22 protein-coding genes are annotated in these 26,337 nt (G+C 61.3%); 17 read left to right on the top strand and 5 right to left on the bottom strand.

What is annotated here, in order from left to right:
• Positions 1–7: 7 nt before the first annotated feature.
• Positions 8–2,776, bottom strand: a complete 2,769-nt coding sequence (locus I5L03_RS01045) for a [protein-PII] uridylyltransferase (protein WP_197919855.1) — start codon at positions 2,774–2,776, stop codon at positions 8–10.
• A gap of 124 nt (positions 2,777–2,900) precedes the next feature.
• Between I5L03_RS01045 and lgt the strand changes: the two genes are divergently transcribed.
• Complete coding sequence (gene lgt, locus I5L03_RS01040) at positions 2,901–3,851, top strand: prolipoprotein diacylglyceryl transferase (RefSeq protein ID WP_407647588.1); 951 nt, start codon at positions 2,901–2,903, stop codon at positions 3,849–3,851.
• Positions 3,848–4,966 (top strand): class I SAM-dependent methyltransferase, encoded by a 1,119-nt coding sequence (locus I5L03_RS01035; protein ID WP_325100013.1) that lies wholly within the window; start codon positions 3,848–3,850, stop codon positions 4,964–4,966. Before lgt ends, I5L03_RS01035 begins: the two co-directional genes overlap by 4 nt.
• A gap of 1 nt (position 4,967) precedes the next feature.
• Here I5L03_RS01035 and I5L03_RS01030 read toward each other — a convergent pair whose 3' ends face one another.
• A complete protein-coding gene (locus I5L03_RS01030; RefSeq protein ID WP_197919854.1) occupies positions 4,968–6,479 on the bottom strand; it encodes a PAS domain-containing protein in 1,512 nt (503 codons plus the stop codon).
• A gap of 138 nt (positions 6,480–6,617) precedes the next feature.
• Here I5L03_RS01030 and I5L03_RS01025 point away from each other — a divergent pair, with 138 nt between their 5' ends.
• From I5L03_RS01025 to I5L03_RS00990, 8 genes are all read left to right on the top strand, one after another.
• Complete coding sequence (locus I5L03_RS01025) at positions 6,618–7,781, top strand: isovaleryl-CoA dehydrogenase (RefSeq protein WP_197919853.1); 1,164 nt, start codon at positions 6,618–6,620, stop codon at positions 7,779–7,781.
• Entirely contained in the window at positions 7,781–8,080 is a 300-nt protein-coding gene (locus I5L03_RS01020; protein ID WP_197919852.1) for a DUF1330 domain-containing protein, read from the top strand. Before I5L03_RS01025 ends, I5L03_RS01020 begins: the two co-directional genes overlap by 1 nt.
• A 21-nt stretch (positions 8,081–8,101) precedes the next feature.
• Positions 8,102–9,703 carry a carboxyl transferase domain-containing protein gene (locus I5L03_RS01015; RefSeq protein ID WP_197919851.1) on the top strand — a complete coding sequence of 534 codons (1,602 nt, stop codon included), beginning with the start codon at positions 8,102–8,104 and terminating at the stop codon, positions 9,701–9,703.
• On the top strand, positions 9,703–10,008 hold the full coding sequence (locus tag I5L03_RS01010; RefSeq protein WP_197919850.1) for a DUF3088 family protein: 306 nt from the start codon (positions 9,703–9,705) through the stop codon (positions 10,006–10,008). The genes I5L03_RS01015 and I5L03_RS01010 overlap by 1 nt, the downstream gene beginning before the upstream one ends.
• A gap of 64 nt (positions 10,009–10,072) precedes the next feature.
• Complete coding sequence (locus I5L03_RS01005; RefSeq protein WP_197919849.1) at positions 10,073–10,714, top strand: lysophospholipid acyltransferase family protein; 642 nt, start codon at positions 10,073–10,075, stop codon at positions 10,712–10,714.
• Complete coding sequence (locus I5L03_RS01000) at positions 10,707–11,504, top strand: DUF1295 domain-containing protein (protein WP_197919848.1); 798 nt, start codon at positions 10,707–10,709, stop codon at positions 11,502–11,504. The genes I5L03_RS01005 and I5L03_RS01000 overlap by 8 nt, the downstream gene beginning before the upstream one ends.
• Positions 11,505–11,507: 3 nt before the next feature.
• Positions 11,508–12,941: an MFS transporter gene (locus I5L03_RS00995; protein WP_197919847.1), complete on the top strand. Its 1,434-nt coding sequence runs from the start codon at positions 11,508–11,510 to the stop codon at positions 12,939–12,941.
• A 42-nt stretch (positions 12,942–12,983) separates the two neighbouring features.
• Entirely contained in the window at positions 12,984–14,114 is a 1,131-nt protein-coding gene (locus I5L03_RS00990; protein ID WP_234035040.1) for an endonuclease/exonuclease/phosphatase family protein, read from the top strand.
• Here the strand turns inward: I5L03_RS00990 and I5L03_RS00985 are convergent.
• The 3 genes from I5L03_RS00985 to gyrB are packed head-to-tail and all read right to left on the bottom strand — an operon-like array spanning position 14,098 to position 18,527.
• Positions 14,098–14,820 carry a M50 family metallopeptidase gene (locus I5L03_RS00985; protein WP_197919845.1) on the bottom strand — a complete coding sequence of 241 codons (723 nt, stop codon included), beginning with the start codon at positions 14,818–14,820 and terminating at the stop codon, positions 14,098–14,100. The genes I5L03_RS00990 and I5L03_RS00985 overlap by 17 nt on opposite strands.
• Positions 14,821–14,864: 44 nt before the next feature.
• Complete coding sequence (locus I5L03_RS00980) at positions 14,865–15,965, bottom strand: AI-2E family transporter (RefSeq protein WP_197919844.1); 1,101 nt, start codon at positions 15,963–15,965, stop codon at positions 14,865–14,867.
• Between the two features lie 12 nt (positions 15,966–15,977).
• The gene (gene gyrB, locus I5L03_RS00975; RefSeq protein ID WP_197919843.1) at positions 15,978–18,527 is read right to left on the bottom strand and encodes a DNA topoisomerase (ATP-hydrolyzing) subunit B; all 2,550 of its coding nucleotides are present in this window, start codon (positions 18,525–18,527) and stop codon (positions 15,978–15,980) included.
• 215 nt (positions 18,528–18,742) lie between these two features.
• On the opposite strand from gyrB, the gene I5L03_RS00970 reads away from it, so the two are divergent.
• From I5L03_RS00970 to I5L03_RS00940, 7 genes are all read left to right on the top strand, one after another.
• Positions 18,743–19,417 (top strand): PEP-CTERM sorting domain-containing protein, encoded by a 675-nt coding sequence (locus I5L03_RS00970; protein ID WP_197919842.1) that lies wholly within the window; start codon positions 18,743–18,745, stop codon positions 19,415–19,417.
• Between the two features lie 116 nt (positions 19,418–19,533).
• Positions 19,534–21,156 (top strand): tetratricopeptide repeat protein, encoded by a 1,623-nt coding sequence (locus I5L03_RS00965; protein ID WP_197919841.1) that lies wholly within the window; start codon positions 19,534–19,536, stop codon positions 21,154–21,156.
• A gap of 357 nt (positions 21,157–21,513) precedes the next feature.
• The gene (locus I5L03_RS00960) at positions 21,514–22,074 is read left to right on the top strand and encodes a PAS domain-containing protein (RefSeq protein WP_197919840.1); all 561 of its coding nucleotides are present in this window, start codon (positions 21,514–21,516) and stop codon (positions 22,072–22,074) included.
• A 61-nt stretch (positions 22,075–22,135) separates the two neighbouring features.
• Positions 22,136–23,710, top strand: a complete 1,575-nt coding sequence (gene guaA / locus I5L03_RS00955) for a glutamine-hydrolyzing GMP synthase (RefSeq protein WP_197919839.1) — start codon at positions 22,136–22,138, stop codon at positions 23,708–23,710.
• A gap of 28 nt (positions 23,711–23,738) precedes the next feature.
• Positions 23,739–24,452, top strand: coding sequence for an endonuclease III domain-containing protein (locus I5L03_RS00950; RefSeq protein WP_197919838.1), 714 nt, complete (start codon positions 23,739–23,741; stop codon positions 24,450–24,452).
• Positions 24,453–24,535: 83 nt separating this feature from the next.
• Positions 24,536–25,693 carry an alkene reductase gene (locus I5L03_RS00945; RefSeq protein ID WP_234034977.1) on the top strand — a complete coding sequence of 386 codons (1,158 nt, stop codon included), beginning with the start codon at positions 24,536–24,538 and terminating at the stop codon, positions 25,691–25,693.
• On the top strand, positions 25,690–26,337 hold the full coding sequence (locus I5L03_RS00940; RefSeq protein WP_197919837.1) for an endonuclease III domain-containing protein: 648 nt from the start codon (positions 25,690–25,692) through the stop codon (positions 26,335–26,337). The genes I5L03_RS00945 and I5L03_RS00940 overlap by 4 nt, the downstream gene beginning before the upstream one ends.

The following is a 26,337-nucleotide window of genomic DNA, read 5'->3' as shown; positions in this document are numbered from 1 at the left end:
GGACTGATCACGCTGCTTTGCTTGCCGCCTCCGGCTCGCCGGCGGCAATCGCATCGAGCAGAGCCTGCTCGACCTTGGCCAGCCGGTCGGGCGATTCCAGCTTCGTGCCTAACAGGTCGGTCACATAGAAGGCATCGACCGCGCGCTCGCCATAATGAGTGATATGCGCCGAATTGATGAGCAGGCTCTGTTCGAACATGGCACGGGTCAGGCGGTTCAGCAGCGCGGGGCGGTCAGTTGCATTCACTTCGATCACGGTAAAGCGATTGGACGCGTCATTATCGAAATCGACTTGCGGCGCGATGCGAAAGTTTTCGGCGCGCATTTGCTTGAGTGGACGCTTGGCAAGGCTCGGCACCATATCGATGCGGTCGGCCAAGGCATCCTTGATTGATTTCTTCAGCCGCCCAAGCTGCTGCGCTTCGCTGAAGGGTTTGCCCATCGGATCCTGCACCAGCAGATTATCGACCGCCTTGCCCACACGGTTCGTGTGAATGCGCGCATCGATGATATTGCCGCCAGCCAGCGTAATCGCCCCGGCGATGCGATAAAACAGGCCCGGGTGATCGTCCCCGATCACCGTCACCAGCGTCGCGCCCAGCGAGGGGTAATATTCGGTGTGGATGGAAAGCGAATGATTCATATCGTTCGCCGCTTGATAATGCGGCAGGTTGATCGCGATCACATCTTCGGGCTCCGCAATCCAATAGCTGTCGTTGAAAGCATCTGAGAGATCCTCGACCAGATGCGCCCGTTCGCCGAGCATGTCGGCGACGCGCTCCTTCTTGGCTGCAACGCGCTCTGCTCGGCCATGGGTCTTGTGGCCAAGGCGAAGGCGCTCCTGCGCCGCCTCGAACAGATCGGCGAGTAGCTGGCGTTTCCAGCTGTTCCACACGCCCGGCCCCACCGCGCGAATATCGACGATGGTCAGGATGGTGAGCAGCCGCAGGCGCTCCAGCGAGTGCACTTCGGTGACGAAATCGGTGATCGTCTTGGGGTCCGACAGGTCGCGCTTGAAGGCAAATGCGCTCATCCAGAGGTGATAGCGGACCAGCCAGCTGACGAGCTCTGTCTCCTTCGAATCCATGCCGAGCCGCGGACAGAGCTTGTTCGCAACGTCTGCGCCCAGCACCGAATGATCGCCGCCGCGCCCCTTTGCGATATCGTGCAGCAACGTGGCGACATAAAGCACCCGCCGGTTGACCAGCTTGGGCAACAGGTCGCTCGCCAGCGGATGATCTTCCAGCAGCTTGCCGCGCTCAATCTCGCTCAGCAGGCCGATGGCGCGGATCGTGTGTTCGTCCACCGTGTAGTGGTGGTACATGTCGAACTGCATCTGCGCGTTGACCTTGCCGAAATCGGGCACGAAGCGGCCGAAGACGCCCGCTTCATTCATCCAGCGCAGCACGGTTTCGGGGTCACTGCGCCCGGCCAGCACTTCCATGAACAGGGCGTTGGCGCGTTCATCCTTGCGCGTTTCGGCAGTAATCAGCGCTGCATCGCGGCGAGCGATGCGGATTGTTTGCGGATGGACTTCCAGCCCTTCGCGCTCGGCGATGGCGAAGACTTCGATCAAACGCACCGGGTCGGCTGCAAACCAGTCATCCTTGGGCGCTGCAATCGTGCCATCGTGGACGAGATAGCCGTCCACTTTCTTGGCGCGGCCTTTTCGCATCGCCGTGAGCAATTCGGCAAAGCGGCTTTTCTCCGCAGTCTGTTCTTCAAGCTGGGAAAGGAACACGCCGGTCAGGTGGCCGACATGTTTCGCCTGCAGGAAATACATTTGCATGAAACGCTCGACCGCGCTCTTGCCCGGCCTGTCGGCGTAATTCATACGGTCGGCGACTTCGCGTTGCAGATCGAAGGTCAGCCGGTCCTCGCCGCGCTTGGCAATGGTGTGCAAATGCGCGCGCACGGCGAGCAGGAAACTCTCCGCCCGGCGGAAGCTGCGATATTCCTTCTGCGTGAATAGCCCCTTGTCGACGAGCTCTGCCGCGCTGTGGACGCGGTGAACATATTTGCCGATCCAGTAGAGCGTCTGGAGGTCGCGCAGGCCGCCCTTGCCGTCTTTCACATTGGGTTCGACGACGTAGCGCGAATCCCCCATCCGTCTATGCCGCCCATTACGCTCTTCGAGCTTTTCCTGAATGAAAGTGCTTTGCGATCCGGGTACGACATCGCCCCAGAATTGCTCGCGCGCCGCATCGTAGACATCCTGATCGCCCCACAGGAAGCGTGCCTCCAGCAAAGCGGTGCGGATGGTGAGATCGCTTTTCGCCATGCGCGCGGACTCGGCGAGAGAGCGACTGGAATGGCCGACCTGCAAGTTGAGATCCCACAGGTAATAGAGGATCGCCTCGATCACCTGCTCGCACCAGCTGGTCGGCTTGTCCGGCGTGATAAAGGCGAGGTCGACATCCGAAAACGGTGCCATTTCGCCGCGCCCGTATCCCCCCACAGCCAGCAGCGCGATGCGTTCGCCGCTGGAGCGATTGCCCACCGGATAGACATCGGTGATGACGTGATCGTGGATCACGCGGATCAGCTGGTCGATCAGGAAGGCCTGACCATGTGCATGGACATGGCCGGTGCCGGGGCGCTTGGACAGGCGTTTCGCCAGCTCCGCACGGCCTGCCTCCAAAGCCTCGCGCAGCCGCTGAACCACTTGCTGGCGCCCTGCCTGCGCGCCCTTCTCCTCGATGATAGAGGCGACATCGGCTGCCAGCGCGCGCCGGTCGATGATCTTGCGTTGCTTGGGGATCTTGGGAAGGCTCACTCATACAAAATACGCATTGCCACCCGCCATTGCAAAGCGATGTTTGGTGTTTGCGCGTTTAGCGGGGCTTTAACCTGCGCGTGCTCTATGCCAAAGCGCAGCCCACAGGGCCGAAATCGGCGCAATGCAGCCAAAGGGCGAATTACATATGCTGGACATGCTGGCGAGCGCCACGGGCGATGTCATTCACTGGAGCGAGCTGGGCCTGCGCCCGGGCATCGATCTGGGTTTTTTCGAGCTGAAGTACTATTCGCTCGCCTATCTGATCGGCCTGTTGTTCGCCTATTGGCACCTCAGCAAGATGATCAAGCAGCCCGGCGCACCGATGGCGCAGGTGCATGTCGATGACTTGTTCTTTTACTGCATGCTCGGCGTGATCATTGGTGGTCGATTGGGCTACGCGACTTTCTACGATCAGAGCCTGTGGTACACGTTTGAGCCCGACACTTTCGTCAGCTGGCGCGTGCTGCGGCTATGGGATGGCGGAATGAGCTTCCACGGCGGGCTGATCGGCGTCGTCGCTGCGATTGCCTGGGTCAGCTGGCGGGGCGGACTGCCGTTCCTGCGCGTGTGCGATTACATCGCGGTCAATGTCGGCATGGGCATGATGCTGGGCCGCCTGGCGAATTTCGTTAATGGCGAGCTGTGGGGCCGCGTTGCCGGACCCGATGCGCCGATCGCGATGATTTTCCCGACCGATCCTCTTGGCCTGCCGCGCCATCCCAGCCAACTTTACCAAGCTTTCGGAGAGGGCTTTGTTGTCCTCACCGTGATGCTGGCACTGTTCTGGCTGACCAAGGCGCGTTTCCGGACCGGGCTGCTGGTGGGCGTCTTCACCGTGCTCATTTCGCTCGCCCGCTTCGTGAACGAATTCTTCCGTCAGCCGGATGTGCAGCTTACGGAATTTGCCGAGCGAACCGGGCTGTCCATGGGCCAGTGGCTCACCGTTCCGCTCATCCTGCTCGGCCTTGGCCTGATCATCTGGTCGCTTACACGCAAGCCTGTGGGCACTGCGCGCACCAAGCCGGCGCAGCCCAAAGGCGCGCCGCCGGAAATCACAACGGAGCAGCCGTGAACGACCTGCGTGACGAGGATGCCAAGCGCAGTCTTGGCGATACGTTCCGGCGGCTGATCAGATCCACCGGGCCAATCAGCCTTGCGCACTACATGGCGGAATCGAACGCGCGGTATTACGCGGACAAGAAAGCCATCGGCGGGCCGAGCAGCTATGGCGGGGGCGATTTCATCACTGCGCCCGAAGTCAGCCAGATGTTCGGCGAATTGATCGGACTGTGGCTGGCGGACGTGTGGATTCGCTCGGGCCGCACGGAGCCTGTCCATTATGTCGAGCTTGGCCCCGGCAAAGGCACTCTGGCGCGCGATGCGCAGCGGGCGATGGCGCGATACGGGTTGGAGCCGCGCATCCATCTCGTCGAAACCTCGCGGCGGATGCGTGATGCGCAGCTGGCTTCGGTGCCGGGGGCCATTCATCATCACGATCTCTCGAGCATCCCGACCGAGGGCCCTATCCTGCTGGTCGCGAACGAGTTCCTCGACGCGCTACCTGTTCGCCAAGTGGTGAGGACCGATGAAGGCTGGCGCGAAGTCATGGTCGGGCTGGGTGAAGACGACCGGTTCGTGGAAGTGCCCGGTCGCCAGCCGATGGACAGCGCTGTGCCCGAAGCACGCCGTGACGATCCGCCCGGAACGGTGATCGAAACGAGCCCCGCCTCCGCTGCGATCATGTTCGAAGTCGCCGGGCGGCTAATCGATCAGAGAGGTGCCGCGCTCTTTATCGATTACGGCTATCGCCATGGTCGCAGCGGTTCGACCGTGCAGGCCGTGAGCGGTCATCAGAGCGTCGGCGTGTTCGAGGCGCCGGGCGATGTCGATATCTCCGCCCATGTCGATTTTGCGCAGATGGAGCAGGTGGTGCGATCGCGCGAGGCGCGCGTGCTGGGCACGGTGACACAGGGTGAATGGCTGCGCGCTCTCGGCATTCGCGAGCGTGCCGAAGCGCTGGCGCAACATTCACCGCAGCACCGAGAGGCGCTGATGCGCGCACGCGATCGCCTGATCGATGCAGACCAGATGGGCGAATTGTTCAAGGTGATGGGGCTTGTTGCCCCGCATTGGCCTGAAGGCGCGGGCTTCCCGAATTATCAGGCGGAGCGCCCGATGACCGGCTGAGTTACTGGCTGATCGCCTTTTTTGAGACGGTCAGCGCAGCAACCAATCCATCCTCATGGTATTGGCGATCGATCGATCCGCCCAGCTGTCCGCTGACACTCATTTCGAGCAGGCGCGTGCCAAAACCCTCTTTCCCGCTGGCCGAAACTTTCGGTCCGCCGATCTCGGTCCAGGTCAGCGCCAGCGTATCGCCGCGATCTTCGACAACGAGCGTCACATGCCCATCATCGGTGCTGAGCGCGCCGTATTTGGCAGAATTGGTGGCAAGCTCATGGAACACGAGCGCGAGCGGCGTTGCTGCCTTCTGGCTGATTTCCGCATCGCTGCCAGTGATGCTGACGCGCGGCTCATCCTCGCTGAACGCATAGGGTTGGAACAGCGCAGTCAAGAGCCCGGTGAGGCTTTGCTGCACCACGCCGCTTTCAGGCCGCACAAATTCATGCGCTCGGCTGAGCGCCCGCATCACTTCCGTCAGCTCACGCGCGAAGGGCTCATGCTCAGGCGTCCGCTTCACTTTCAGCGAGGCAAGGCCGATCACCACGGCAAAAATATTCTTGATCCGGTGCGAAAGCTCGCGCGCCAGCATGTCCCGCTCATGCAAAGCCTTTTGAACTTCGTCGATATCGGTGATTGTGCCGAACCACCGCATCGTATGATCGTCCGCGTCGGTCACCGGAACGGCCAGCGCCAGCATCCAGCGCCAGCTGCCATCGCTCTGCTTCATGCGGAATTCGGTGCTGTATTGCTCGCCTTGTTCGAAGGCTTCGTGCCAGCCGCTAAAGGCCTCTTCCTGATCCTCGGCATGAATGTAGGAGCGCCACGCCTCTGCATTCGTGGGAGGTTCGGTGCCGATGCGTTCCTGCCAGCGTGAGTTGAAATAGTCGAAATTGCCGTTGGCGTCAGCGGACCAGGCGATCTGCGGCACGCCGTCGATCATACGCTTCAGCCGCCCTTCGCGCTCGGCAATCGCACGGGTCGCAGCAAGGCTTTCCCGGCGGGCATTGAGGCGACGCATTACCGCTTGGGCGAGAACGGCCATGCCTTCGCGCTGCAAGTCGCTCAACCCTTCGGGCCGCGGCTCGGTATCGATGACGCAAAGTGCACCCAGCGGTGCGCCTTCATCTGAAATGAGCGGCTGCCCGCCGTAAAAGCGAATGTGTGGTTTGCCAGTGACTAGATCGTTATCAGCGAAGCGCTCATCCTTCGTCGCGTCGCGAACTTCCATCAGGCCCGGCGTCTTCATCGCATGCTTGCAGAAGGAAGAGCGCCGCGGCGTGGATGTAACATCCAGCCCTTCGCCTGCGAGGAAATGCTGCCGCGTTTCTTCGACCAGGCTGACCTGCGCGATCGGCACATTGCAAAGTCGCGCGGCAAACTGGACAATCGCTGCCAGTTCCGGGTCTTCCTCCAGCGCATCGGGCTGGAAACTTTCAAGGATAGCCAAACGCGCAGCGTCATCCACGAATCGCGGATCGGGTTCCGGCATCAGCCGGTCGTCGGGCGTATCGTTCAAAGTCAATAGCTTGTCCTGGCAGCGGACTTAGCGTGCCTTTACGAAAATGCAATTGCAGCGCGATGCAGTTTCGCCTGCAACCAGTTTCCCTTTGCCACTGCCCTTGCTATGGGCGGCGCACAGATAAAGGAACTGAGAATGCGTGCTACTCCCGATTTCGATTTCGGCCTGACAGACGAAGCCCAGATGATTCGCGAAACAGTCGCCCGCTTTGCCGATGAACGCATCGCGCCGATGGCCGCCGAAATCGATGCGCAGGACCGGTTCCCCGAAGAGCTTTGGCCCGAAATGGGCGAGCTTGGCCTGCACGGCATGACCGTGAGCGAGGACGACGGCGGCACGGGCCTCGGCTATCTCGAACACACCATCGCCATCGAGGAAATCAGCCGTGCGAGCGCGTCGGTCGGCCTGTCTTACGGCGCGCATTCCAATCTCTGTGTCAACCAGATCGCGCGGTGGGGAAAAGCCGATCAGAAAGCGAAATACCTTCCAGGCCTGATCTCAGGCGAACATGTTGGATCATTGGCGATGAGCGAACCTGCCGCCGGGTCGGACGTGGTCAGCATGAAGCTGAAGGCGGACGCGGTGCAGGGCGGCTATTTACTCAACGGCACCAAATTCTGGATCACCAACGGCCATTACGCCGAAACGCTGGTGGTTTATGCCAAGACCGATGCGGGGGGCGGCTCCAAGGGCATCACTGCTTTCCTGATCGAGAAGGATATGGCTGGTTTTTCTGTGGGCCAGAAAATCGAAAAGCTCGGCATGAAAGGCTCGCCCACCAGCGAGTTGGTGTTCGAAGACTGCCATGTTCCGGAAGAGAACGTGCTTGGCGAGGTGGGCCGCGGCGTGCAGGTGCTGATGAGCGGCCTCGACTATGAGCGTGTCGTGCTTTCCGGCGTTCAGCTCGGCATCATGCAGGCCTGCCTCGACACCGTCATCCCCTACGTCCGGGAGCGCAACCAGTTCGGTAAGCGCATCGGCGATTTTCAGCTGATCCAGGCGAAGGTCGCGGACATGTATGTCGCGCTGCAATCGGCGCGCGCCTATACCTACGCCGTCGCCAAGGCGTGCGACAATGGCAAGACGACACGCTTCGATGCGGCAGGCACGATCCTGCTTTCCAGCGAAAACGCCTTCCGCGTGGCGGGCGAGGCGATCCAAGCGCTGGGCGGCGCGGGCTATACAACGGACTGGCCGGTCGAGCGCTATCTGCGCGATGCGAAATTGCTAGATATCGGCGCGGGCACGAATGAAATCCGGCGCATGCTGATCGGGCGGGAATTGATCGGGGCGGCGTAATGCCCGCCTACATCATCGCCCGTTTCCGCATTCATGATCGCGAGAGCTATGACAGGTATGAAGCCGCATTCATGCGTGTTTTCTCCAAGTTCCAGGGCAAGCTGCTGAGCGTCGACGAAGCGCCCGAAGTCCTCGAAGGCGATTGGGACTACACCCGCTCGGTCCTTATCGAATTTCCGGATAAAGCCGCCGCCAAGGCATGGATCACATCACCCGAATATCGCGCCATCGCCAAGGATCGCCTGAACGCCAGCGAGGGTCAGGTTATCATAGTTGAGGGCTTGCCCCCACACGCATAAAGCCGCAAGGATTTGCCGCATATGACAGCACCCATTCTCACGACTACTCTCGACCGCGAAGCGCCCGATGCAAAGGCGCGCTTCGATCATAACAAGGCTCTCGCCGAAGAGCTGCGCGCCAAGGTGGCAGAAGCCGCGCTCGGCGGGCCCGAGCGGCATCGGGAGAAGCATGTTTCGCGCGGTAAGCTGTTGCCGCGTGAGCGGGTTGAGCGATTACTCGATCCGGGCTCGCCTTTCCTTGAGATCGGCCAGCTGGCGGCGCACGGCATGTATGGCGGGGATGTTAACGGCGCGTCGATGATTGCCGGGATCGGGCGCGTTTCCGGTCGGCAGGTGATGATCGCCGCGAATGATCCGACCGTGAAGGGCGGCTCCTATTACCCGATGACGGTGAAGAAGCACTTGCGCGCGCAGGAAATCGCGCAAGCGAACCGGCTGCCTTGCGTGTATCTGGTCGATAGCGGCGGGGCGAACCTGCCGTTCCAGGCCGAAGTCTTCCCCGACCGCGACCATTTCGGGCGCATTTTCTACAATCAGGCGCAGATGAGCAGCATGGGCATTCCGCAGATCGCCTGCGTGATGGGCTCGTGTACCGCGGGCGGGGCCTATGTGCCCGCGATGTCGGACGAAAGCGTCATCGTGAAAGAACAGGGGACGATCTTCCTTGCCGGACCGCCGCTTGTGAAAGCCGCGACGGGCGAAGAGATCAGCGCCGAGGATCTGGGCGGCGGCGCGCTGCATGCAAAGAAATCGGGCGTGGTCGATCACTTGGCCGAGAATGACGAGCACGCGCTCACCGTCGTGCGCGATATCGTCAGCCATCTCGGTCACAATGAAGGCGCGAAGCTCGATATTCGAGAGCCGCGCTCGCCCAAATTCGATGCCGAAGATCTCTACGCCATCGTGCCCGAAGATGTGCGCGCACCATACGATGTGCACGAAGTGATCGCGCGCATCGTGGACGGCAGCGAATTTCACGAATTCAAGCGCGAGTACGGCTCCACTCTGGTGTGCGGCTTTGCGCATATCTGGGGCATGCCGGTGGCGATCCTCGCAAATAATGGCGTGCTTTTTTCCGAAAGCGCGCAGAAGGGCGCGCATTTTATCGAGCTTGCCTGCCAGCGCGGCATCCCGCTGCTGTTCCTGCAGAACATCTCCGGCTTCATGGTCGGCGGCAAATATGAGGCGGAAGGCATCGCCAAGCACGGCGCGAAACTGGTAACCGCGGTCGCCACCGCGCAGGTGCCCAAGATCACCGTGGTGATCGGAGGCAGCTTCGGCGCGGGCAATTACGGCATGTGCGGCCGCGCCTATTCCCCGCGCTTCATGTTCACCTGGCCCAATGCGCGCATCTCGGTGATGGGCGGCGAACAGGCCGCATCGGTGCTCGCCACCGTCCACCGCGATGCCGACAGCTGGACCGACGATCAGGCCGAGGAATTTAAGGCCCCGATCCGCCAGAAGTACGAGGACGAAGGCAACCCCTATTACGCCACCGCGCGCCTATGGGATGACGGCGTCATCGACCCTGTCCAAACGCGCGACGTTCTGGGCCTGAGCCTCGCGGCCTGTCTGGAAGCGCCGATACCGCAGCGACCGCAGTTTGGCGTGTTCCGGATGTGATGGTGACCAAAGACACTCTCTTCATCCTCGAACGCTCCTACGCTTCCGAAGATGGCGGCGAGTATTTCTGCCGCGATTGTGTCGAGGTCGACGGGCTGCTGGCGCTGTTCCCGGAGCTGGCGGAGAAGCTGGACGTGGTCCGCGTCCCTTGGCCGAAGCCGCGCGCGGCGGTGGTCGAGGCGCTGGGTCAAAGCAATCAGAATTGCCCCGCGCTCGCTTTTGCGGAAGGCGGTTTCGTGAATACGCAGGATGCGCTGCTCGCAGCGCTGCGTGAAAGGCACGGCTTCCCGCTGCGCAATAGCTGACCCGCTTTTCGCCAAGCCACTGGCAATCTCCCGTGCGGCTGCTAGGCCGGTTGCAGGAGAGACAATGCCGCAATCGCCAGACCGCACCGATCACGCACCAAGCCTGCTGTCCCGCATTGTCTGGCGCATCCTGCGCGGGCTCTATCGGCTCAAAGGCTTTCGGATACTCGGCTCACCGCCGCCGCTCAACAAATTCATCCTGCTCGGCGCGCCGCACACCACCAATTGGGATTTCGTCTATTTTGCAGGAGCGGTGCGCGAAATGGGCGTCGCGCCCAGTTTCATCGGCAAGCACACGCTGTTCAAATGGCCGATGACGCGCTTCATGAAAGATATGGGCGGCATGCCGATCGATCGATCGCGCAAAGGCGGATATGTGCAGGCGGTGGCCGCTGAATTCGCGCGCCGGGATCGCCTCGCATTGGTGATTGCGCCTGAAGGAAGCCGCTCATCCGACGGTCGCTGGCGCAGCGGCTTCTGGCATATCGCAAAGGCGGCCGGGGTGCCATTTGTGCCCGTCTGGTTCGACTATGAGAAACGCTACGGCGCGATAGGTGAGCCGATCATGCCGGGTGAGAGTTTTGAGGATGATCTTGCCAAGATCGCCGCATTTTACCGCGCCAACTTGCCCGATTTCGATCGCTTCAAACTGCTGGAAGCCCAGGCGCGCGGCGAGGTTGAAGGGCCGGGCAGGCAACGTGGCTGAGCTGATCCCCAATGCGCTGGCGCTGCTCGCAGCGATGGCGGTGCTTTGGGTGATCTCGATTGGCCTTGGCAAAGTCAGTTTCGTCGATTCCGTTTGGGGCTTTTCCATGGCAACGCTCGCCGCCCTCTCGCTATGGCGCGCGGATGAGCCGGGGACGGTGGCATTCCTGCTGTGCGGCATGACGGTGCTATGGGGCGTCCGCCTCGGCATTCACCTATTGCGCCGATTTCTGGGCGGCGGAGAGGATAGCCGCTATCGCAAGATCCTGCCTGACCCGGATAACCGTGTGAAATATGCGCTGACGGCGCTGTGGAAGGTATGGCTGCTGCAGGCTGTACTCATCATGCTGGTCAGCAGCCCTGCGCAGCTCGGCATTCTGCGCGCCGGGGCTGAGGCCTCAATCGGTCTTTTGATGATCGCCGGGCTGATGCTGTATCTGGTCGGGCTTTTCTTCGAATGGGTGGGCGATTGGCAGCTCGCCCGGTTCAAGGCCGATCCGGCGAATGACGGCGAAGTCATGAATCAGGGCCTGTGGCGCTACACCCGCCATCCCAATTACTTCGGCGATGCATGCGTCTGGTGGGGCATATGGCTGGTCGTGGCAGGCGTGGATTTCACCACCGCGCTATGGACCGTGGCCGGGCCTGTCTTCCTCACCTTCACGCTCGTCAAATGGTCGGGTGCAGCGATGACGGAAGACGGCATGCGCGACAAATATGGCGACGAATTCAAGCGCTATGTCGAGCGGACTTCCGCCTTCATTCCCATGCCGCCCAGCAAAGGCAGCTGACCCATGGCCATCGCATTCGCCCCGCCATGTGATGAAACAGCCGGGCGCGAGGGCAGCGGCACCTGTCCTTCGCAAACGGGCACGCTGATCGCGACGGTGCTGGGATCGAGCCTCGCTTTCGTCATGGGCGCAATCATCAACGTCGCGCTGCCGCAGATGCAAGCTGATTTCGGCACGGATGCGGCCGGCGTGCAGTGGATCGTCAACTCCTACCTGCTGCCGCTTTCGGCTTTGGTGCTGGTGGCAGGCGCGTTGGGAGACCGCTTCGGTCGCAAACGCCTCTTCCTGCTCGGCCTCGCATTGTATTCCGCCGCGACGCTGGCTTGCATTGTCTCACCCACGCTCGAAATTCTGCTGGGCGCACGGGTGGTGCAGGGTGTGGGTGCGGCGATCCTTGCGCCGAACAGTCTGGCGATCCTCGCCGATGCCTTCACCGGGAAAGCGCGCGGCAAGGCCATCGGGACTTGGGCCGCAGCCGGGGCCATCGCGGGGGCTGCTGCACCTTTGGCAGGCGGCGTGCTGGTCGATTGGCTGAATTGGCGCTGGGCCTTTGCCGTCGTCCTGCCGCTTGCGCTGGGCGCGGCAGTGATCGGCTGGCGAGCAATCGGCGAAAGCCGCGAAGAGGAGGGCGAGAGGCCGCCGCTGGATTTTATCGGCGCTGGACTCGTGACACTCGGCCTCGGTGGGACGGTCTACGGCCTCACGGCTTTGCCTGATGGAGGATTTTCGGCCGGAGCCGTTGGGCCGCTTGCCGTGGGTCTCATCGCGCTGGCGGCCTTCTTCTGGAATGAAAATCGGCTGGGTCAGGATGCGATGATGCCGATGGGCGTTTTCGGCAGCGCATCGTTCAGCGCCATCTCGATACTGACACTTCTGCTTTACGCGGCGCTGGGCGCGCTGCTGGTGTTGCTGCCTTTCATGCTCATTAATGCGTTCGACTATGGCGCGACGGCTGCCGGCGCGGCGATGCTGCCGTTTCCGCTCATCATGGGCGCTCTTTCTCGCCAAATCGGAGGGCTGTCGAGTAAAGTGGGCATGCGCCTCATGCTAACCGCCGGCCCTTTGCTGGTCGCAGCTGGTTTTGCACTGATGGCGATCAGCGTGGGGCCCGATATGAGCTATTGGACCGGCATTCTTCCCGGCCTCATCGTGATGGCGCTCGGTATGGCGGCCAGCGTCGCGCCCCTGACGACCGCCGTGATGAATGCCGTGGAGCAACGCTTTACCGGCGTCGCATCCGGCATCAACAACGCCATCTCGCGCACGGCGGGCCTGATCGCAACGGCACTGCTGGGTTTTGTCCTGACCGGGGGCTCGGCTAACCCAAGCCTGCTCGTCAGCGGCTTTGCCACCACCGCATGGGTGTGCGCGGCGCTCGCAATTGTTTCTGCGGCAACGGTTTTCTTCTTCGCCAAGGATGAAGAACTGACACAGTAAGCCGCGTGACTTTCGCCATGGGCTGTGTGATGAGCAGCCGTGATGAAAGTATGGATCGCCCGCTTTGCTCGCCTGCTGATTATAGTCGGCGTAATCGCGACGATCGTCGCGTTTGTTGCAGCGGACAAATGGTGGATTCGCAGCTTCGATTTCCCGCGCCTACAGATTGTGGTGCTGCTGGTGTTGGCGCTCGCCACGCTGTTCGTGTTGCGCGCGAAGCGGCTGGTGATCTGGAGCGGCCTCGGCGTGCTCGCAATGGCGTTTCAGGTTTATCAGATATTCCCCTACAGCCCGCTTGCCTCCAAGCAGGCCGTCGATGCCGAGCAGTGCGAACCAGTAAACGCGCTGTCGATGGTTGCGCTCAATGTCCTGCAGAGCAATACCGATTACCAGCGCACCATCGACTATGTGCTTAGCGCTGATCCGGACATTTTCCTCGCCATGGAGAACGACCAGGCGTGGACCGACGCGCTCTCCGAAGCGCTTGATGAACGCTATCCGCATTCGGTGAAAATCCCGCTCGACAATACCTATGGCATGGCGCTGTGGTCTCGGTTTGAGTTGGTGGATGCGGAGCGCAACCAGCTGGCGGGAGGCGGCACCCCGTCGATCCGCACACGCCTTCGCCGGGAGGATGGCAGCTTGCCAACGCTGTTTGCGGTCCATCCGCGTCCGCCCAAGCCCGGGCAAGATAGCGGGCAGCGTGATGCCGAGCTTGTCCTGCTCGCCGATCTTGTGCGCGAATCCGGTCGCCCGACGATCGTGATCGGCGATTTCAACGATGTCGGATGGTCGCGCGTGACCGAGACGTTTCAGCGCATCGGACAAGTGGTCGATCCGCGCATCGGTCGCGGTTTCCACGCCACTTTCAATGCCCGAAATCCGCTGATGCGGTGGCCGCTTGACCATGTTTTTCACACCGATGATTTCGGTGTGATCCGCTTCGATGTCGGCCCGGATGTCGGGTCGGATCATTTTCCGCTCGAAGTCGAATTGTGCCAGCAAAGCGCGCGCTTTTCCGGCCAGCAGGAAGCACCCGAACTGACCGAAGAGGCGATTGAAGATGCGCGCGAAGAGCTGGAAGCAGCCTCACAAGGCGGCGAAGGGCCCGATGCGGAAAACCTTACTTTGCCTGATGGCGATGAGGATGAAGCGTTCAGCCCTGCCGATTGAGCGCGTATTTCAGGCTGAAACCAATCAGCGCGCCTGAAATGGCGATGATCAGGCCAGCCCAAAGCCAGTGCGGCAGGAACAGCGCCTGCTCCATGATCGCAGTGTCGGACGGCATGGCGCGCCCGCCGATCAATCCGCCTTCGGAAAACAGATAATCCCAATCGCGAAACATGCTGAGCGCGGCCAGCACGCCGAGGAATTGGAGCGTGAAGCGCTGTGCCCACGCTTTGCCCTTAAGAGCGATCCAGATCAGGCCAGCCGCGAGCAATGGCAGGACAATGAGCCCCGTCAGGCTGCGCACCCAGATCACGACGGATAGCGCGATGATTGCCGCAAGGCCCAGCAAAGCGGGCTTCCACCACTCGCGCCGACTGCTGGCTATGATTAGGCCTGCGCCAAAGACGCTCGGGCCGATCGGGCCTCCAGCCGCAATCAGGGCTCGCGATGGGGCGGAGAGCGGACCGCTCGATGTGCTTTCGGCATAGCCCGATCCATTCGGCAGGAGCACCAATCTCTCGAAATCGAGGCCGAGCAGCATCGCCGTCAGACCGTGGCCCATTTCATGAAACCAAGTGGTCAGGATGGTGAAGGGGAAAAGCAGGTAATTGCCGAATGGCAGCGCCGGCAGGGCGATCACCAAAACTCCAGTAAGCACCAGTCTGCCGACCTGTTCTTCCTGACTGCCTTTTCGAACGCCGTAATTCATGGGCGCTATATCGGGATCGCACCTGTAAAGGTGCAAGCCCCAATCTACGAAGTGGCCTCAGGTGCCCCACCAGCGCGATAGGCTTCCTCTGTGCGCATTTCGAGCAAAATGCCCCATCCGGCGAGAAACAGGCCAGCGGCCATCGGGCCCACCACGATCCCGGCAATGCCCATCGCCGCAATGCCGCCCAGCGTCGTGATCAGGATCATCCAGTCGGGAATGCCCGTATCGCGGCCTACAAGAATTGGGCGCAATACATTGTCGACCATCCCGATGATCGCGACACCTGAAATCAGCACGACTACGCCCTGCCAGATATCGCCCATCGCCAGTAAATATGCGGCCACAGGCACCCAGACGATGGCGGGGCCGATAGCGGGCACGAGCGAGAAGAGCGCGGTCAGCAGGCCGAGCAGCACGACCGAAGGCATTCCCGCAATCCAATAGGTGATTGAGCCGAGCAGGCCCTGCACCAGCCCCACCACGACCGACCCTTTGATCGTCGCACGCACAATGGAAAGAAAACGATGCGCCAGACGCTCGGCAACATTGCTGGCGAGGGGCAGGTGGGCGAGAACACGCTCGCCGATTTCCTTGCCATCGCGCAGCAGGAAATAGACGACATAGAGGCCAACGCCGAAGGAGAGCACAAAGCCGACGGCGCTGCCGGTGATGGCGAGCGCTTCCCGCGCGATCAGGCCTGATGACTCGAGCGCCAATTCCTGCACGCGCTGCTGGACCAGTTCGGCTGTGCCCAGTCCCTCGCCGTCCAAATTTTCGCGCACGACCTCCGGCAACGCGGCCTGAACCGCATTGAACCAGCCGATGAGATCAATCTCTCCGCGCTGAAAGGCGAGAACCACTGCGGTCGCCTGCTCCACGACCACACTGCCGATGAAAAGCGCAGGCAGGATCACCGCAAAGGTGATGACCAGCAGCGTCGCGATCGCTGCACGGTTTGCGCCGCCGCCCATCTTTTTCAGGAACCACTGATACATGGGCTGGAACATGATCGCAGCCAGCGTCGCGAAAAGCAGCGGGGAAGCGAAAGGCCAGGAAACGAACAGGAAGCCTGCGGTCACCAGCAGAAGGAACAGCAGGTAGCCGCCTGTTTCGAGGTTCTCGCGACTGCCTGCTGTATTCACCGAGCGCTCCGCTTACACATCGAGGTTCGCCACGTTCAGCGCGTTGTCCTGAATGAATTCGCGGCGCGGTTCGACGACATCGCCCATCAGGCGGGTGAAGATCTCATCGGTAACATCGGCGTCTTCGACTTTTACCTGCAACAGCTCACGATTGTCGGGATCGAGCGTGGTCTCCCACAGCTGTTCGGCATTCATCTCGCCCAGACCCTTGTAGCGGCTGACCGAGAGTCCCTTGCGACCTGCGGCCAGCACCGCTTCGAGCAATTGAGTCGGGCGCAGGATGGCAGTCTGCGGATCGAAGGCAGGAGCCTCTGCATCGGTCTCATCAGCGTCCGCGTCGACTGGCTGCGCATCGCCGGAGCCGATTTTTACGAGCCGCGCTGGTGAGGAGTAGGTTTCCGCCTGTTCCACGCCGCGGCGATGAAGCTTGCGCGCCTCGGCACTGTCGAGAAACTTTGCTTCGACCAGATGCACGTCGGTGACGCCGCGCCACACGCGGTCAAACCGCACATCGCCTGCATCGTTGAGCTTGGCCGACCAGTCGGCTTCGGGATCGGAGAGCTGCATCTGGGCTGCAGCATCGGCGAGGCGCGCATTGCGCGTGTCGGTGCTGAGGTCCGTCTCGAGCGCGCCGGACATGGCCATCGCCTCGATCACGGCGGAATCGTATTTGCGCGGCGCAAAGGCCAGAAGGTTCTTCAGGAGCAGCGCTTGCTCGACCAGATCGGCCAGATCGGCGCCAGAGCGCGCGCCGCCTGCCGTTTCCAGAACACGGTCTTGCAAGCCGGCCTGCACCAGATAGCGATCGAGCGCTGGCTGATCTTTCAGGTAAACTTCGCTCTTGCCTTTGCCGACTTTGAACAGCGGCGGCTGTGCGATGAAGAGGTGTCCGGCCTTGATGATTTCGGGCATCTGCCGGTGGAAGAAGGTCAACAGCAGCGTGCGGATATGCGCACCGTCGACGTCGGCGTCGGTCATGATCACGATTTTGTGATAGCGCAGCTTTTCAAGGTTGAACTCATCGCGCAGGCCCGTTCCCATGGCTTGGATCAGCGTGCCGACTTCCTTGGACGAAATGATCCGGTCGAAACGCGCGCGCTCCACGTTGAGGATCTTGCCCTTCAGCGGCAGGATCGCCTGATATTTGGAATCGCGGCCAGATTTGGCGGAGCCGCCTGCCGAATCGCCCTCGACCAGGAAGATTTCGGATTTGGCCGGATCGCGCTCGCGGCAATCGGAAAGCTTACCCGGCAGCGAGGCGACGGACATCGCACCCTTGCGGCTCATTTCGCGCGCCTTGCGGGCAGCTTCACGCGCGGCGGCGGCATCGATGATCTTCTGGACGATGGTCTTCGCATCGTTGGGATTCTCTTCCAGCCACTCGCTCATCTTCTCGCCAATCAGGCTTTCCAGTGGAGAGCGAACCTCGGAGGAGACCAGCTTGTCTTTCGTCTGGCTGGAGAACTTCGGGTCGGGCAGCTTCACCGACACGATCGCTGTCAGCCCCTCGCGCATGTCCTCGCCAGACAGCGAAATCTTGCCGCCTTTCAGAAGGCCCGAACTCGACGCGTAATTGTTCAGCGTGCGCGTGAGCGCGGCGCGGAAGGCCGCAAGGTGCGTGCCGCCATCGCGCTGCGGGATGTTGTTGGTGAAGGTGAGGACGTTCTCGTAATAGGAATCATTCCATTCCAGCGCGACATCGATGCCGATGCCGTCCTTCTCTGCCGACACCGAAATCGGTTCGGGCACGAGCGGCTGCTTGTTGCGATCCAGCCATTTGACGAAGGCAGCGATGCCGCCCTCGTAGAAAAGATCGTGCTCCACCGCCTCTTCCGGGCGATTGTCGCGAAGCAGGATGCGCACGCCAGAGTTGAGGAAAGCGAGCTCGCGGTAGCGGTGCTCCAGCTTTTCGAAATCGAATTCGGTCACGTTCTTGAACGTATCCGTGCTCGGCATGAAAGTGACGCGGGTGCCCTTTTTCAAGCCGTTCTCATCCCCGTTTTTCTCGACCGGCGGCGCATCGCCAACGATCTCAAGCGAATTCACCGCATCGCCATGCTCGAAACGCATCCAGTGCTCTTTGCCGTTGCGCCACACGCGCAGCTCCAGCCATTCGGACAGCGCATTCACGACCGAGACGCCCACGCCGTGGAGGCCGCCCGACACTTTGTAAGCGTTGTCGTCAGAGGTGTTTTCGAATTTGCCGCCTGCGTGCAGCTGGGTCATGATGACTTCGGCAGCGGACACGCCTTCTTCCTTGTGGATGTCCACCGGGATGCCGCGACCATTATCTTCGACCGAGACAGAGCCGTCGGCATTAAGTTCGATCAGCACCAGATCGCAGTGACCGGCCAGCGCTTCGTCGATGGCGTTATCCGATACCTCGAACACCATGTGGTGCAGGCCGGAGCCATCATCTGTATCACCAATATACATGCCGGGGCGTTTGCGCACGGCATCGAGGCCCTTCAGGACCTTGATGCTGTCAGAGCTATATTCGCCATGGCGTTTGTTGGGATTTTCTGCGGAAGTTTCCGCGCCGGTTTCGGGCGTATCTGTCATGCCTTTTATATAGGCGCGCAGGGGCGTTTTCGGAAGCTTTGCAGGGCATAACCCCCCGGTCTTTTCCACCGCCCATCGCCAAATGACCTGTCTTAAGCACTTTCGCGGCTACTTGCTCCGTTTTGATACGCCCGGATTTGCGCGATGGCTTCGCAAACCGTCATCGGCCACCCAAGCATCAGCCAAATGGAATCACGTCCAATGGGGGCAAGAATATGAAACTCAAACTCGCACTTTCCAGCGCAGCATTGGCGCTGGCAACGATCGCGACACCGGCCCATGCCGATGTCCTCGATTACGATGTGAGCAATGCGACGAACCAGACGGGCTGCTCGCACGGCCTGTGGGTCAATTCGCTGCGTAGCGGCTGCGATCGCCGGTTCTCCTTCCAGGACGATGTCACCTTCTCGGTCGACACCCACGCTGGCACGGGCACGTTTAGCGGCACGGCCATCAACGCGCAGGGCGAAGTCGCCACGCTGGACCTGTCGCTCAGCGGCCTGATCGATACGCTCGACGGCACCGGCTTCGACTATAAGGCTCGCGGTGGTCCTTACGATCCTTCGGTTCAGGACTATTTCACCAGCGCCATGGGCACGATCACCGTGGCAGGGATCACCTACACGCTGAACCCGAGCGATCCCTTCGCTGGCGATACCGTTTTCCAGTTCGGCATCGGCGCGAATGACAAGACGATGGATTTCGGCGGTTCGTCATGGCTGAACATGCTTGATCCGCACCTCAACAGCATCCCGCATTTCGATATCAATTTCGATCTTACCCACGTTCCGGGCACTCCGGTTCCGGCTCCTGCGGGTCTGTTGCTCTTCGGTCTGGGCATTGCCGGTGCATGGGGCATCCGTCGCCGCAAGCAGCTTGCTGCTGCCTAAGCTCACCAAAAGCGAAACGTGAAAGGCGGCGGTGGCTCGAAAGAGCTGCCGCCGCTTTTGTTTGAGGCGTCCCCGCTTTTAGCGGCTTTTTAAGACCGGGAAGCTATTGTCGAGCCATGAAAATCCGCTCCTTTCTCCTCGCCTCTGCGCTCGCTGTAACGGTCTCGGCCTGCGGCGTGCTGGACGATGCCGATCCGCTTGAAACTGGCCTCTCCGCCTATGAGGAGCGCGATTACCAGACGGCGCGCATTTCGCTTGCCAATGCGATGAATGCCGAAAATGCCGATCCGCGTGCGGCCGAGTTTTATGCCCGCACTCTGCTGGAACTGGGCGATGGCAGATCGGCAGAGCGTATCTTGGCAATGCTGGAAGAGCGCGCCGATCCGCCTGCCGATCTTGCCGCGCTGCAGGCGCATGCTGCCCTGTTGCAGAATGACTTCGATGCCGCGCTTGAGCTGGCAGAAACGGCGGGCGACACGGCGCTGGCACACTGGGTGGCAATACAGGCGCTCGGCCAATCGGACCGCTTCGATGAAGCATTGGCCTTGGCTGATAGCGCGACTGAAGCGCATCCCGATGATGCACGCTTGCTCGCCCTGCGCGGAGCGATGGCGCTTTCCCAGCGCCAGCCTGCCCTTGCCAAGGAAATGGCAGATCGCGCGCTCGCCAGTGACGCAGAAAGCCTCGAAGGGCTTCTGCTGGCGGGGCAATTGCGCCTTATGCGCAGCGATTACGGCGCCGCGCAGGAGTTTTACGAGCGCGCCGCAACAGAGCATCCCTCCAGCATGCGCGCGCGCTTTGCGATTGCTGCTGTGGAAGCGGATCTGGGCGATTTCGATGCTGCCGATGCGCATTTGCAAGCGATCCTGGACATTTCGCCAAGCCATCCTCTCGCTCTGCTGCTGCAGGCACGCTTGGCATTTGCGCAGGGCGATCTCGACGATGCGAACGACATCATCCAGAGCGCCGAGGCAGAGATTGGCGCAATTCCGCAGGGCCGCCTGCTGATGGGCGAAATTGCCTATCTGCGCGGCTTCCCCTCGCTGGCAATCGCACATTTGCAGGATTTTCTCGGCCAGATGCCGGGGCACCAGCATGCCAGCACGCTGCTCGCCAGCGCTTTGATGGAAGAAGGCGAGATGGAGGAGGCTTGGGCCATAGCGGTTCCGCTGGCAGATAGCGCGACAGCCACGCCGCAGCTTTTGGCGCTGGCATCGACTTTGGTGCAGGAACGCGGCGAGGAGGATCGCTTTGCAGCGCGTCTTGCGCCCGGCGACCTCCCCGATGATTTCGCCGATCGCGCGTCGGCAGCGCAAAGGGCGCTCAATGCCGGGAATGATGAAGAGGCGGATCGGCTCTATTCCTCGCTGATCGAAGATGGCGGGGAGCGGATCGCTGTCATCATGAACAATGGCGCGCTGGCAGCGCTAGAGGCGGGCCGCAATGCTGAGGCACTGCAGCGCGCCCGTGCCGCCCATGCGCTCGCTCCGCGCGATCCGCGTGTGCGCGATACCTTGGGCTGGGTCTTGCTGGAGAACGGTCAGGCCGCTGCTGGTCTGGAGCATCTCTCCGCTGCGATCGAAGGGGCGCCGGGCAATCTGCAGATCCGCTGGCACTATGCCAATGCGCTGGTCGCCAATGGCCGCAATGCCGAGGCGCGCACTATCATTCGCGGCATTCGCGAATTTGCGACATCAGACCAGCGTGCCGCGATGGATGCCCTGCTCGAGCGGATCTGACCCGCGAAACTTTCGCTTTTTGAATGCCCCCAAAGCAAGAATGGCCACCCCAAGTGGATGGGAATGGCCATTCTCGCTTCGATCCGGAAAACGGGAAGGGGGGAGAGAGGCCTTCCGGATCGGGGTTCTGGTCCGACGCGCCGCTTACCCTTGGCGCGTCTGATGACCGCCAAATAGGCCGCGCAACAATATTGTTCAAATGCGAAATAAGCGACATGTGTTGCATGTTTTGCAATATCCTGTTCGGGCGGCTGTTTGTGCTCCTGTGACAAGCAGGATGAAAATTCTACGTTTGTGCGCTATGCCTCTTTAATTATCGCAATGGCGGCCGCTATCGGCGGTTGCCGCAGCTTTTCCATGAGGACTGTTATGGAAAGTGGCGTCTTCATTCTAATCCTTGGCGTGACACTCAGTGTCCTCGCGATCATCGTGCTTATCGCGCTGGGGCGTTTGCCGTCCGAGCTTGCCAATCTCCGCCGGTCTTGTGAGCGGACCAAGACCACGCTGCTCGCTGCCGAGCGTCTTGGAGGCATAGGAACGTGGTCGATCGACCTGCAAACGCGTGAGATCTTCTGGTCGAAACGGGTGTTCGACATTCATCGGCGCGATCCGGCCAAAGGCGCACCGGCCATGGATGCGGCCATTTCCTATTACCACCCATCGGATCGCGAAATGGTGCAGCGATCGGTCGATAGGGCGCTGGCGCGCGGCGATGATTATGAATTCAGCGCCCGGATTATTTGCGACGATGGCGAAGAGAAACGCGTCGTGTCGCGCGGCATGTGCCAGACGAATGTTACCGGCACAGTCATCGCCGTCTTCGGCATTTTCATTGAAACCGGCACTGCTACCAGCGCCGACGGTGCGAGCGACAACGCGCCGGCGACAGGGGATCACATTTCTTCACAGCAGGAATAATGCGGCACCTCGCCGGGCCTGCACGCTTGCCAGTCGGCGCGGCGCGCCTTAACCCGCCGCAATGCAGCACGACCATCTCCCTGATTCCATCCTTATCGTCGATTTCGGCAGCCAGGTTACCCAGCTGATTGCACGCCGCGTGCGCGAGGCAGGCGTCTATTCCGAAATCGCGCCCTTCAGCATGGCCGAAGAGGCGTTTCATCGGATGAAGCCCAAGGGGATTATCCTTTCCGGATCGCCCGCCAGCGTGCCTGACGATGGCTCTCCGCGCGCGCCGCAAGTGCTGTTCGATAGCGGCCTCCCGATCCTTGGCATTTGCTACGGCCAGCAGGTGATGAGCCACCAATTGGGCGGCGAAGTTCGCCCCGGGCATGAGACGGGCGAGGGCGGCGAATTCGGCCGGGCTTTCTTGACGGTGACGAAGGACTGCGCGCTGTTCGACGGACTCTGGCAGGAAGGCGAGCGACATCAGGTCTGGATGAGCCACGGCGACAAGGTCACCAAATTTGCGCCCGGCTTCGAAATCGTCGCCACCAGCGATGGCGCACCTTTCGCGGTGATCGCCGATGAAGCCCGTAAATATTACGGCACGCAGTTCCACCCTGAAGTCGTTCACACGCCCGATGGCGGCAAGCTGCTAGCCAATTTCGTGCACAAGGTATGCGGCCTCGCCGGCGACTGGACCATGGCTGCCTATCGCGAGACCAAAGTCGCCGAAATCCGCGAGCAGGTGGGCGACGGGCGCGTGATCTGCGGCCTGTCGGGCGGGGTCGATTCTTCCGTCGCGGCAATCCTGATCCACGAGGCCATCGGCGACCAGCTGACTTGCGTCTTCGTCGATCACGGTCTGTTGCGTTTGAATGAGCGCGAACAGGTCGAAACCATGTTCCGCGATCATTACAATATACCGCTCGTCGTGGTGGATGCGGAAGAACGCTTCATGAAAGGCCTCGCAGGCGAGACCGATCCCGAAAGGAAGCGCAAATTCATCGGTGGCGAATTCATCAATGTGTTCGAGGAAGAGGCGAAAAAGATCGGCGGCGCCGATTTCCTCGCGCAAGGCACGCTCTATCCCGACGTGATCGAAAGCGTCAGCTTCACCGGTGGACCTTCGGTGACCATCAAGAGCCACCACAATGTCGGCGGCCTGCCCGAACGCATGAATATGAAACTGGTCGAGCCCTTGCGCGAACTGTTCAAGGACGAAGTACGCGAACTCGGCCGCGAGCTCGGCCTGCCGGACATATTCGTCGGCCGCCACCCGTTCCCCGGCCCCGGCCTCGCGATCCGCATTCCGGGCGAAGTCACGAAAGAACGCTGCGATATCCTGCGCAAGGCGGACGCGATCTATCTCGAGGAAATCCGCAATGCCGGATTGTATGACGCAATCTGGCAGGCCTTCGCAGTCCTGCTCCCCGTCCGCACGGTCGGCGTGATGGGCGACCACCGCACCTATGACAGTGTCTGCGGCCTTCGCGCCGTAACCAGCACCGACGGCATGACCGCCGACGTGTACCCCTTCGATGCGAGCTTCCTAACGCAGTGTGCGACCCGCATCGTGAACGAAGTGCAGGGCATCAACCGCGTGGTCTACGACTATACGAGCAAGCCGCCCGGCACGATCGAGTGGGAATGATACACTCCAGCGTCGGCATTTCGACTTCATGCAACTCCCCTTCGGCCCCGATCCGCGCACTGATACGCTGGAGCGCATTCAGGCGACGCTGATCCGGGCGTTCGGGCGGATCATTCGTCCCGATGACAAGCGCCGCGATCCGGTGTGGGTGCTGGTGCAGGGGGTAATCGGCGCGCAGAGCAAGACCGCGATTTCAAACGCCTCCACCGATGCGATCAAGGCGCGCTATGGCAGCTGGGATGCGGTGGCCGATGCCGATCTCGGTGAGCTGGAAGAGCTGTTGCAGGGCCAGACTTTCCCTTCGGTCGCGGCAGAGCGGCTGCGCGCCAGCTTTCGCAAGATCCGTGATGAACGCGGGGCAGTGGATTTGCGCCACCTCTCTAACCTGCCCGATGATGTGGCCATGCAATGGCTGGAGGACCTGCCCGGCGTGGGTCGCAAGATTGCTGCAGGCGTCATGAACACCAGTATCTTTTGCCGCCGTGCGCTGGTAATCGACGGGCACCATCGCCGGGTGATGCAGCGCACCGGGCTTATCCCGCCCAAGGCGGACACCGCGCGCGCCTACGATGCGCTGATGCCGCTCTTGCCGCAGGAGTGGAGCGCGGAGGATATCGATGAGCATCACCTGCTGGTGAAACGCCTTGGTCAGGTCCATTGCAGGCCGCGAAACGCGCATTGCGAAGCTTGTCCGATCCTTGGCGATTGCGAAACCGGCTCGGCGCTCATTCCAACGCGCTGAGCGCGGTTCAGGGGAACCGTCGCGGCCCGTGCGCCGTTCGCAAAGCAAATCGGTTTTTATCGCTTTGCCTATGGAGCCCGCCAATGCCCGACACCGTTATGCCATCCGATCGAAGCCTTTCCGCGCTTTTCAAGCCGGGCCATGTCGGCGCGCTCACCACCGATAACCGGATTTTCATGGCACCGCTGACGCGCAGCCGGTCCGAAGCGGACGACAACACCCAAACCGCGCTGCACGCGCTCTATTACGCGCAGCGCGCCAGTGCGGGCGTGATCGTTTCGGAAGCCACCCAGATCAGCCAGCAGGGGCAGGGCTATGCCTGGACACCGGGCATCTACACTGACGAACAGGTCGAAAGCTGGAAGCTGGTAACCGATGCTGTGCACAACGCCGGGGGGCGGATTTTCTGCCAGCTGTGGCATGTCGGTGCGATCTCGCATCCGGTTTTCCAGCCCGATGGCGGACAGCCTGTGTCGGCAAGTGCATGGACCCCGGAAGGTAAGGCTTTTGTTGGTGATCATCATCAAGATGGCCCGCAAGTTTCCTTCGAGCAAGCACGCGCGCTGCGTACCGATGAAATTCCCGGACTGATCGAAGATTACCGCCATGCTGCCCGCTGCGCGGCAAAGGCGGGGTTTGATGGTGTCGAAGTGCACTGCGCCAACAATTATCTAATCGATCAGTTCATCCGCTCCGAAACCAATCACCGCGATGACGACTATGGCGGGTCGCTTCAAAACCGCCTCCGCCTGATGGAAGAGGTTGTCGCCGCAGTCTGCGACGAGCTTTCGCCGGAGCGGGTGGGTGTGCGTCTCTCGCCGATGGGCGGGCCGGGCGGTACTTCCGACGCGAAGCCTGAAGAAACCTATCCCGAGGCGGCGAAAATACTTTCCGGACGCGGGCTGGCCTATCTGCATGTCATCCGCCCCAATTCGCACACAGGCGGCGAAGAGGGTGAGAAGAGCGATCGCATTATGAAGTCCATGCGTGAAGCATTCGACGGGTTCTTCATCGCCAACGGCAATTTTGAACCGGATGAGGCCGCACAGTGGATCAGCGATGACCGCGCCGATGGCATTACGTTCGGTCGCCTGTTTCTCGCCAACCCCGATTTGCCTGAGCGTATTGCCCAGGGCGGCCCATATAACGATCCCGATGAGGACACTTTCTATGGCGGCGGCGCGGAGGGCTACACCGACTATCCGACGCTGGAAAAAGTCGACGATCCGCTACCCGCGTGATTTCGACGCAGCAAGTTGAAGAGGTCTATCGCCGCCTGGCCAAGGCCATGCCCGGGCGGACAAAGGACGCTAAAGGGCCCAAGGGGCAACCCGATCCGTTCCGCAGCTGCATTTCGTGCATGCTCTCTGCCCAGTCGCTGGACAGTAATACGGCGAAGGCCAGCAAGGCGCTGTTCGCCCTTGCGCGCACGCCGCAGCAGATGCTCGCGCTGAGCGATGAGGAGGTCGCCGCAGCGATCAAGCCGTGTGGGCTCTACAACAACAAGGCGCGCAACATCCGCAAGTTCTGCACCGCGCTGCTTGCCGACCACGATGGTGTCGTGCCGCGCACACGGGAGGGACTGCTCGGCCTGCCGGGCATTGGCCGGAAATGCGCCGATATCGTGATGAGCTTTGTCTTCGATGAGGACGTGATCGCGGTCGACACGCATGTCCACCGGGTGTGCAACCGCATCGGGCTGACCGATGCGAAAACCGCCGAGAAGACCGCGGAGCAGCTGGAAGACAGAACGCCGGAGTGGGCCTTGCGCGATGGGCACTTCTGGCTCATCCAGTTCGGCAAGCGCATCTGCCTATCGCGCAGCCCCAAATGCGGGGAATGCCCGGTGAGCGACCTATGCGAGTTTTATGCCGAAACGACCTGA

The sequence above is a fragment of the Aurantiacibacter sediminis genome (assembly GCF_016019885.1).
GTDB classification, from domain to species: Bacteria; Pseudomonadota; Alphaproteobacteria; order Sphingomonadales; family Sphingomonadaceae; genus Alteraurantiacibacter; species Alteraurantiacibacter sediminis.
The sequence above is the reverse complement of the archived record's forward strand: the minus strand, read 5'-3'. Positions and strand labels throughout refer to the sequence as shown.